At 62.4% G+C, this 9,301-nt stretch carries 8 protein-coding genes; 5 read left to right on the top strand and 3 right to left on the bottom strand.

Annotated features, from left to right (window positions below):
• Positions 1–138 precede the first annotated feature (138 nt).
• The 3 genes from HX855_RS25600 to HX855_RS25590 form a co-directional block, all read right to left on the bottom strand.
• Entirely contained in the window at positions 139–1,152 is a 1,014-nt protein-coding gene (locus HX855_RS25600) for a GNAT family N-acetyltransferase (protein ID WP_177089903.1), read from the bottom strand.
• A 66-nt stretch (positions 1,153–1,218) separates the two neighbouring features.
• Positions 1,219–2,007, bottom strand: a complete 789-nt coding sequence (locus tag HX855_RS25595; protein WP_177089904.1) for an ABC transporter substrate-binding protein — start codon at positions 2,005–2,007, stop codon at positions 1,219–1,221.
• A 99-nt stretch (positions 2,008–2,106) separates the two neighbouring features.
• Positions 2,107–2,730, bottom strand: a complete 624-nt coding sequence (locus HX855_RS25590) for a TetR/AcrR family transcriptional regulator (protein WP_177089905.1) — start codon at positions 2,728–2,730, stop codon at positions 2,107–2,109.
• A 153-nt stretch (positions 2,731–2,883) separates the two neighbouring features.
• Between HX855_RS25590 and HX855_RS25585 the strand changes: the two genes are divergently transcribed.
• The 5 genes from HX855_RS25585 to HX855_RS25565 all read left to right on the top strand — a co-directional run bounded on the left by HX855_RS25585 (position 2,884) and on the right by HX855_RS25565 (position 9,163).
• Positions 2,884–4,662 carry an acyclic terpene utilization AtuA family protein gene (locus HX855_RS25585; RefSeq protein ID WP_177089906.1) on the top strand — a complete coding sequence of 593 codons (1,779 nt, stop codon included), beginning with the start codon at positions 2,884–2,886 and terminating at the stop codon, positions 4,660–4,662.
• A gap of 12 nt (positions 4,663–4,674) precedes the next feature.
• A complete protein-coding gene (locus HX855_RS25580) occupies positions 4,675–5,547 on the top strand; it encodes an SDR family oxidoreductase (protein WP_177089907.1) in 873 nt (290 codons plus the stop codon).
• A gap of 3 nt (positions 5,548–5,550) precedes the next feature.
• The gene (gene atuC / locus HX855_RS25575) at positions 5,551–7,167 is read left to right on the top strand and encodes a geranyl-CoA carboxylase subunit beta (protein ID WP_177089908.1); all 1,617 of its coding nucleotides are present in this window, start codon (positions 5,551–5,553) and stop codon (positions 7,165–7,167) included.
• A 68-nt stretch (positions 7,168–7,235) separates the two neighbouring features.
• On the top strand, positions 7,236–8,393 hold the full coding sequence (gene atuD, locus HX855_RS25570; protein WP_177089909.1) for a citronellyl-CoA dehydrogenase: 1,158 nt from the start codon (positions 7,236–7,238) through the stop codon (positions 8,391–8,393).
• Positions 8,390–9,163: an enoyl-CoA hydratase/isomerase family protein gene (locus HX855_RS25565; protein ID WP_177089910.1), complete on the top strand. Its 774-nt coding sequence runs from the start codon at positions 8,390–8,392 to the stop codon at positions 9,161–9,163. The genes atuD and HX855_RS25565 overlap by 4 nt, the downstream gene beginning before the upstream one ends.
• Positions 9,164–9,301: the final 138 nt, after the last annotated feature.

Genomic DNA, 9,301 nt, shown 5'->3' with positions numbered 1-9,301 from the left:
GGGCATGCCGAGCCTAGGCGAGGCACCGAGTGGTGGGGCAAAGACCTTTTGGTTACTTTTGGGGCGTTTGCCAAAAGTGACCCGCTGTAAGAGCGGAACCCTAAGCCGCCGTTACCGCAGCAATGGATATGTACTCGATCAAACCAACCCACACCGCTCAAAAAACCGCTCCCGCCCCAGGATCATCAACGCCGCCCGCTTATGCGGAAAATCAAACTCCTTCTCACAGTGGAAACACTGATTCTGCATATACCCAATCATCTTCCCGTTATCCGCCCGAGGCTCTGCCACCACCCGCTGCGTACGCGGATCATCAAGAAACAGGTAATGCACCAACGCCGACAGCCAACTCGCAACCTTGTGCGGCCCCCGGTGGTGCTCTTCCCCCACCAGCATATGAATCCCACGATCGTAATCCGCCGCATCATAAAACGGCGCAATGCGATCCTCCTTGGCCCAGTACGCCTCGAAATACGCAAACGGCTCATCATCAAAACAGCCGATCAACGTCAACGTACGGGGATCCGCCTCCAGCGTGTCCAGATACTCCCGATGCTGCTCCAGGCTGCCACTTTCCTGCCAGAAATTCGCCACGCGCGTACTGTTCTGCCACCGATTAAACCGCGCCAGATCAACCTCAATCTCCACCGTGCGCAGTGAAATCCACGCCCCCAGCCGCACATCAAACCGCCGATAAACCTCGCCCCGCGGCTTCGGCGCACGGGCAGGATGACGCTTACCGCCACTGATAATCATCTGCTGCGGATAAGTCCCCGTGAGGGATTGCCCCAACCAGGGTTGCGGCAACTGCCAAAACAACGTGCGCTCGCAATAAAACTGCCCGGCAACCTCGGTGACCACCAGCAACCCACTGCGCAAGGCATCCTCCGGCGCATGTTCAAGGCGCCAGACCAACCGCTGACGCCCAGGCTCCCTGGCAAACAACCAGTAACAGGCCGCCCACAACCCACGGGCGGCCGGCACACTGCCGGGCTCCTGCAAATACACCAGCAACTCATCACCACGCTCAAGGCGCAAGCGAATCAGCGGCTGGCCCTCCAGGGTGAGGCTCAGGCGGCTATCCGTTTCATCAGCATTCAGGGCAGGCCCCGCCGGCAAGGGCAAGGCAGACAGGTCATTCAGATTGGACATGGGATGGGCTCACGAATCGTCGACAGTTCAACAAGTGACGTGAGCCACGGGCAAAAATTTAGACGATCAGGGCACCGGCATCACATCGATGCGATAAGGCTCGAAGATCTTCAGCAACAGGCCATTGTCCCGCAACTGCTTGAGCAGCCCCGCGAACACCGGCCCGGTGATCGGCGCCTTGGGCCGCAGCAATGCGTAGTGGTGGTACACCTGGTCAATCCGCTCGGACACCAGGAACTGCCCCGCCGTGTCGGCATTGCGCGCCAGGAAATCGCTGAGGTAGGAGCGTGTCACCAAGGCGATGTCGGCGCGGCCCCGGGCGACCATCAACAGGTTGCTGTCGTGGGAATAGGTCAAGGTGGCGTTGAAGTGCTCCGCCAGGTACTTGGGGTCTGGGTTGAAGTGGGCGAACGCGTAGTGATAGCCGCTGAACACCGCCAGGCGTTTGCCGGCCAGGTCCGCGAAATAGGATTGGTCGCGGCCCGGCTCGCGCTGGGCGACGAAGATTTCGGCATCTTCCAGGCCCATGTCGACGTCCACGTGGGGAATATCCTGCCAACCCCATTTCGGATTTTCGAAAATCGCCATGTCGACCCGGCCTTGTTCGAAGTCACGGAAGCGCCGGGGAATCGAGGTGGGTACCAGCACAAACTGGTAATCGGTTTGCAGCGCGTTCAAGGCTTCCACCAGTTGCGGCAGCAGCCCGGTGTCGGCGCCCTGCTCCGGGCGCACGGTGTACGGCGGAAAATGCGCGGCACCGATCCTCACCAACTGGGCGGCCGAAGCCGGCATCAGCCAGAGTGCGCCAAGCGCCAATATTGAGAGTCCAGCAGCCAATCGCCAAGGCGAAAACATCAAGGCACACACCGTCGAAAACTTTGATCCCGCTAAGCTAGGCGTTTTTGTCTATAGAGACAACTTTCTGCCACACAATTAATAGCTTGCACGAACAGCCTAGTCAGCTTTCAGCACCATCAGCAAGGCTTCGTCTGCCAGTTGCTCCAGGGTCATGCTGCCCTGAGCGCGAAACCAGGTGGTGGTCCAGGACAAGGCGCCGGTCAAAAAACGCCGGGTGATAAACACATCCCCCCTGATATAGCCGGCCTCCTTGGCCTCCCCCAGCACCTGCAACCAGATGTCTTCGTAGATATCCCGCAACGCCAGCACCTGGGCCTGGCCCTCGGCCGACAGCGAACGCCACTCATACACCAGCACCGCCATGGCCTCGCCGCTGCCGCCCATGATCGACTGCAATTCGCAGCGAATCAGTGCCAGCACCCGCTCGCGCACGTTGCTCGCTTCGGCCAGGGAAGCCCGCATCAACGCGGTGTTGTAGTGGATGGTTTCCTCCATCACCGCCCGCAGGATTTCGTCCTTGCTCTTGAAGTGATGAAAGATGCTGCCGGACTGGATCCCCACCGCACTGGCCAGGTCACGCACGGTGGTGCGCTCGAAACCCTTGTTGCGAAACAGGTGGGCCGCGGTTTGCAGCAGCTTGCCACGGGCGCTGTCGGGGTCGGTCAGTTGCCCGGCGTCTACCATGGTGTGCATCACCCGCAGGGCTTTTTGCTCATCCATGCTGCTCTCCTTAACTTCTGGTTACGTCTTGGCCGGCAATTTAGGCCGTGGCAGCCAACCAAGCAAGCGCTTGGGACAAAGTTGTGACCAGAGTTTACAAACCAAGCGCTTGCTTGGTAGTCTCACCTCATCCAACCGGAGGAAGGACGCCCCATGAACAAGACGGTACGCATCGGCTGCGCCAGCGCCTTCTGGGGCGACACCTGCACCGCCGCTGCGCAGTTGGTAGAGGGTGGCGCGCTGGATTACCTGGTGTTCGACTATTTGGCGGAAGTCACTATGTCGATCCTGGCCGGGGCACGGATGAAAAATCCCCAGGCCGGCTATGCCACGGATTTCGTCGAGGTGCTGACGCCGCTGCTGGGGGATATCCAGCGCCAGGGCATCCGCGTGATCAGCAATGCCGGCGGGATCAACCCCCAAGCCTGCGCTGCCGCGTTGCAGGCGGCCTGTGACCAGGCGCAAATTCCGTTGAAGATCGCCGTGCTGCTGGGGGATGACCTGCAACCGCAGTTCAAGCAGTTGCACGGCATCACCGACATGTTCAGCGGCGCGCCGCTGCCGGCGATGTGCGTGTCCACCAACGCCTACCTCGGCGCGCCGGGCATCGTGCAGGCGCTGAAGCTCGGTGCCGATATCGTCATCACTGGCCGTGTGGTGGACAGCGCGGTGGTCAGCGCGGCGCTGGTGCATGAGTTCGACTGGTCCTGGCAGGATTACGACCGCCTGGCACAGGCCGCATTGGCCGGGCATATCATCGAATGTGGCGCCCAGTGCACCGGCGGCAACTTCACCGATTGGCGGGAAGTGCCGGACTACGAACACATCGGCTTCCCGATTGTGGAGGTCAGCGCCGACGGCCAGTTCGTCGTCAGTAAAGCCGACGGCACCGGCGGGTTGATCAGCGAACTGAGCGTCGCCGAGCAACTGTTGTATGAAATCGGCGACCCGCGCGCCTACTTGTTGCCCGACGTGATCTGCGACTTCAGCCAGGTGAAACTCCAGCAGCAAGGCAAAAACCGCGTGCACCTGCACGGCGCCAAAGGCCTGCCACCGACCGACCAATACAAGGTCAGCGCCACCTACCCGGACGGCTTTCGCTGCACCGCCAGTTGCCTGATCGCCGGGATCGACGCAGTCGCCAAGGCCGAGCGGGTCAGCCAGGCGATCATCAACAAGACATCAGAACTGTTCAGCCAGCGCGGCTGGGCGCCCTACACCGACGTCAACATCGAATTGCTGGGCAGCGAAGCCACCTACGGTCCCCACGCCCAACGCCAGGACTGCCGCGAAGTGGTGGTGAAACTAGCGGTGCGTCACCCCAACAAACAGGCGCTGGTGCTGTTTGCCCGGGAGATTGCCCAGGCGGCCACCGGTATGGCGCCGGGGCTTACCGGGATCGTCGGCGGGCGGCCTACGGTGTATCCGCTGATTCGGCTGTTTTCATTTCTGATCGATAAAAACGCCTGTGAACTGCAGGTCGACTTCCTTGGGAAGCGGCATGCCTGCGAGTTACCGACAGCCGAGCCGCTGAACACTGCGACCGCCTTACTCGACCCGCCCAAACCTCAGGGTCGCGCAGACGCCAACGTGCCGCTGATCAAACTGGCCGTGGCCCGCTCCGGCGACAAGGGCAACCACAGCAACATCGGCGTGATCGCACGCAAGCCCGAGTACCTGCCATGGATCGCCGAGGCGCTGACGCCCGAAGTGATCGTCGACTGGATGAGCCACGTGCTTGACCCGATCCACGGCCGCGTCGAACGCTGGTACTTGCCCGGCAGCCACAGCCTGAACTTCCTGCTAGAAAACGCCCTGGGCGGCGGCGGGATTGCCAGCCTGCGCATCGATCCACAGGGCAAGGCGTTCGCCCAGCAACTGCTGGAAATCCCGATTGCCGTGCCGCAACACATTGCCGATCAACTCACTTAAAGGACCCGTGCCGTGGCCTTCGACTCGATCTTCAAAGCCGACCTGTTCCAGGGGCAGAGCATTATCGTCACCGGCGGCGGCAGTGGCATTGGCCGCTGCACCGCCCACGAACTGGCGGCCCTTGGCGCCCATGTGATCCTGGTGGGGCGCAAGCCGGAAAAACTGCAAACGGTGGCGGCGGAGATTAGTGAAGACGGCGGCCGCGCCAGCTGGCAGGCCTGCGATATCCGTGATGAAGAAGCGGTCAAGGCGCTGGTCAGCCAGGTTCTGCAGGACCACGGCCCGATTCACGGCCTGGTGAATAACGCCGGCGGCCAGTACCCCTCGCCGCTCGCGTCGATCAACCAGAAGGGCTTTGAAACCGTGTTGCGCACCAACCTGGTGGGCGGTTTCCTGATGGCCCGGGAAGTGTTCAACCAGTGCATGAGCAAGCACGGCGGGGCCATCGTCAACATGCTCGCCGACATGTGGGGCGGCATGCCGGGCATGGGCCATTCCGGCGCCGCGCGTTCAGGCATGGATAACTTCACCAAGACCGCCGCCTTCGAATGGGGTTATGCCGGGGTGCGGGTCAACGCCGTGGCGCCGGGCTGGATTGCGTCCAGTGGCATGGACACCTACGAAGGTGCGTTCAAGGCGGTGATTCCGACCCTGCGCGAACACGTGCCGCTCAAGCGCATCGGCACCGAATCGGAAGTCAGCGCGGCGATTGTATTTTTGCTCAGCCCGGCGGCGGCGTTTGTCAGCGGCAGCACCTTGCGCATCGACGGCGCCGCCAGCCTCGGCAACCGCGCCTGGCCGCTGCACAAGGCGCAACCGTCGAGCGTGTCCTTTAATGGTTTCCACCGGGCGTACGTGCCGGATGTGCTCAAGGAGGAGAAATAAGCCATGCCGGTGATCGACTCGCAACTCGACGCCCACAGCGTGCCATTCGCGCAGAACCGCGAAGCGATGCTCACAGGCGTCAATCAACTGCGCCAGTTGGAGCAAAACCTGCTGGCCAAGGCAGCTGAAGCCAAGGCCAAGTTCGACAAGCGCGGGCAACTGCTGCCGCGGGAACGCCTCAATTTACTGCTCGACCCCGGCGCGCCGTTCCTCGAACTGGCAAGCCTGGCCGGCTACAAACTGCACGACGACAAGGACGGCAGCGCCGCCGGCGGCGGGTTGATCGCCGGTATCGGCTACGTCAGCGGTGTGCGCATGCTGGTGGTGGCCAACAACAGCGCGATCAAGGGCGGGACCATCTCCCCCTCGGGCCTGAAAAAATCCCTGCGCCTGCAACAGATCGCCATGGAAAACAAACTGCCGGTGGTCACCCTGGCGGAAAGCGGCGGCGCCAACCTCAACTATGCCGCCGAGATTTTCGTCGAAGGCGCGCGCAGCTTCGCCAACCAGGCGCGGATGTCCGCCATGGGTTTGCCGCAGATCACCGTGGTGCATGGCTCGGCCACGGCGGGCGGCGCGTATCAGCCGGGGCTTTCGGATTACGTGGTGGTGGTGCGGGGCAAGGCCAAGCTGTTTCTGGCCGGCCCGCCCCTGCTCAAGGCGGCCACCGGCGAAGTGGCCACCGATGAAGAACTGGGCGGCGCCGAGATGCACGCGCAAACCGCCGGCACCGCTGAATACCTGGCGGAAAACGATGCCGATGGTGTACGCATCGTGCGCGAAATCGTCAGCCTGCTGCCGTGGGATGACCGCTTGCCGCCCTTGCAAAAGCGCGCCTACACCGAGCCGCTGTACCCGATTGAAGAGCTGCTGGGACTGATCCCCGACGACCCGAAAAAACCCTATGACGTGCGGGAAATCCTGGCCCGGCTGGCGGACGGCTCCAACTTCCTCGAATTCAAGGGCGAGTTCGACCCGCACACCGTCTGCGGCCACCTGCATATCCAGGGCCGGGCCTGCGGCTTTATCGGCAACAACGGGCCGATCACCCCGAAGGGCGCGAGCAAGGCCGCGCAATTTATCCAACTGTGCGACCAGAGCCAGACGCCGCTGCTGTTTTTCCACAACACCACCGGTTTCATGGTGGGCACCGAGTCGGAACAGCAAGGCGTGATCAAACACGGCGCGAAGATGATCCAGGCGGTGGCCAATGCCCGGGTGCCCAAACTGACCATCGTCGTCGGCGGCTCCTACGGCGCCGGCAACTACGCGATGTGCGGCCGTGGCCTCGACCCGCGCTTTATCTTCGCCTGGCCCAACAGCCGCACCGCCGTGATGGGCGGCGCCCAGGCGGGCAAGGTGCTGCGGATCGTCACCGAGGCCAAGCAACTGAAAGACGGCCTGGTGCCCGACCCCAAGGTGCTCGACATGCTCGAACAGGTCACCGCGCAGAAACTCGACAGCCAGTCCACCGCCCTCTACGGCAGCGCGAACCTGTGGGACGACGGGCTGATTGACCCGCGGGACACCCGGACCTTGCTCGGGTTTCTGCTGGACATCTGCCATGAAGCCGAAGTGCGGCAACTACAGCCCAACAGCTTCGGCGCAGCGCGGTTTTGATCGTTCCCACGCTCCGCGTGGGAACACAGCCCGGGGCGCTCCGCGTCCCCTCAGGGAGAATAATAAAAATGATCTTCACCCAGGAACACCAAGAGCTGCGCCGCACCGTCCGCAGCTTTGTCGATCGCGAGATCAACCCGCATGTGGATGAATGGGAAAAAGCCGGGCGCTTCCCGATCCACGAGATTTTCCGCAAGGCCGGCGACCTTGGTTTACTGGGCATCTCCAAGCCGGAAAAATTCGGCGGCATGGGCCTCGACTACAGCTACTCCATCGTCGCCGCCGAAGAATTCGGCACCATTCGCTGCGGCGGCATCCCCATGTCCATCGGCGTGCAGACCGACATGTGCACCCCGGCCCTCGCCCGCTTCGGCTCCGATGAACTGCGCGACGAATTCCTGCGCCCGGCCATCAGCGGCGAGCAGGTGGGCTGCATCGGCGTCTCGGAAACCGGCGCCGGCTCCGACGTGGCCGGGCTGAAAACCCATGCCCGCAAGGACGGCAGCGACTATGTGATCAACGGCAGCAAAATGTGGATCACCAACTCCCCCAGCGCCGACTTTATCTGCCTGCTGGCCAACACCTCGGACGACAAGCCGCACATCAACAAGTCGCTGATCATGGTGCCGATGAATACGCCGGGCATCAGCGTCAGCCCGCCCCTGGAAAAGCTCGGCATGCACAGCTCGGAAACTGCCCAGGTGTTTTTCGACGACGTGCGCATTCCCCAGCGCAACCGCATCGGCCATGAAGGCGCAGGGTTCATGATGCAGATGCTGCAGTTCCAGGAAGAGCGGCTGTTCGGCGCGGCCAATATGGTCAAGGGCCTGGAGTACTGCGTCGACAGCACGATTGAGTACTGCAAGGAGCGCAAGACCTTCGGCAAGGCGTTGATCGACAACCAGGTGATCCACTTTCGCCTGGCCGAACTGTCCACCGAAATCGAGTGCCTGCGGGCGCTGGTGTACCAGGCCACCGAGCAGTACATCAAGGGCCAGGACGTGACGCGCCTGGCGTCCATGGCCAAGCTCAAAGCCGGACGCCTGGGGCGGGAAGTCAGCGACAGTTGCCTGCAATACTGGGGCGGCATGGGGTTCATGTGGGACAACCCGGTGGCCCGGGCTTATCGCGATGTGCGGCTGGTGTCGATTGGCGGTGGGGCGGACGAGATCATGTTGGGGATCATCTGCAAACTGATGGGCACCTTGCCGGGGAAACCGTCGTGAATACGTTGATGCTGGAGCCCCATAACGGGGTGCTGCATGTGACCCTCAATAGACCGGACAGCCGTAATGCCATGAGTCTGGAGATGGTCAACGAACTGCGCGCAGTGTTGGCCGATGTGGCTGGGGATAAGGCGATGCGGGCGTTGGTCATCAGTGGCGCGGGGGGGCATTTTTCGGCGGGCGGGGATGTGAAGGACATGGCTCGCGCGGGGGCCACGGGTGGCTTGCAGGCGTTGAATCGGGCGTTTGGCCGCCTGTTGCAGGAGGTTGAGGCGCTGCCGCAGGTGGTGATCGTGGTGCTCCAGGGTTCGGTGTTGGGGGGCGGGTTTGGGTTGGTGTGTGTCAGTGATGTGGCGATTGCGGATCATCAGGCGCAGTTTGGGTTGCCGGAGACCAGCCTTGGGCTGCTGCCGGCGCAGATTGCGCCGTTTGTGGTGAAGCGCATTGGGTTGACTCAGGCGCGGCGGCTGGCGTTGACGGCGGCGCGGTTTGATGGGGTTGAGGCGCAGCGGTTGGGATTGGTGCATTTTGTGGAGCACGATCCGCAGGCGTTGGCGGAGCGGGTGGATGAGGTGTTGGGGCAGGTGTTGCGGTGTGCACCGGGGGCTAATGCGCGGACCAAGGCATTGCTGTTGGCTAGCGCTGGGGAGCCGCTGGGGCCGTTGCTGGATCAGGCGGCTGAGTGGTTTGCCGAGGCGGTTTGTGGTGAAGAGGGGATTGAGGGGACCCAGGCTTTTGTGCAGAAGCGTAAGCCCGGGTGGGCGCGGTGAATCGGGGGTATATCCGTTATTTGGGTAACGGCCGCTTAGGGTTCCGCTCTTACAGCGGGTCACTTTTGAAAAGCGCAAAAGTAACCAAAACGCTCTTGCCCCACCACTCGGCACCTCGCTTAGGCTCGGTGTGCCCTC

Source organism: Pseudomonas sp. IPO3778 (genome assembly GCF_013386825.1).
In the GTDB taxonomy this organism is placed as follows: Bacteria; Pseudomonadota; Gammaproteobacteria; order Pseudomonadales; family Pseudomonadaceae; genus Aquipseudomonas.
The sequence above is the reverse complement of the archived record's forward strand: the minus strand, read 5'-3'. Positions and strand labels throughout refer to the sequence as shown.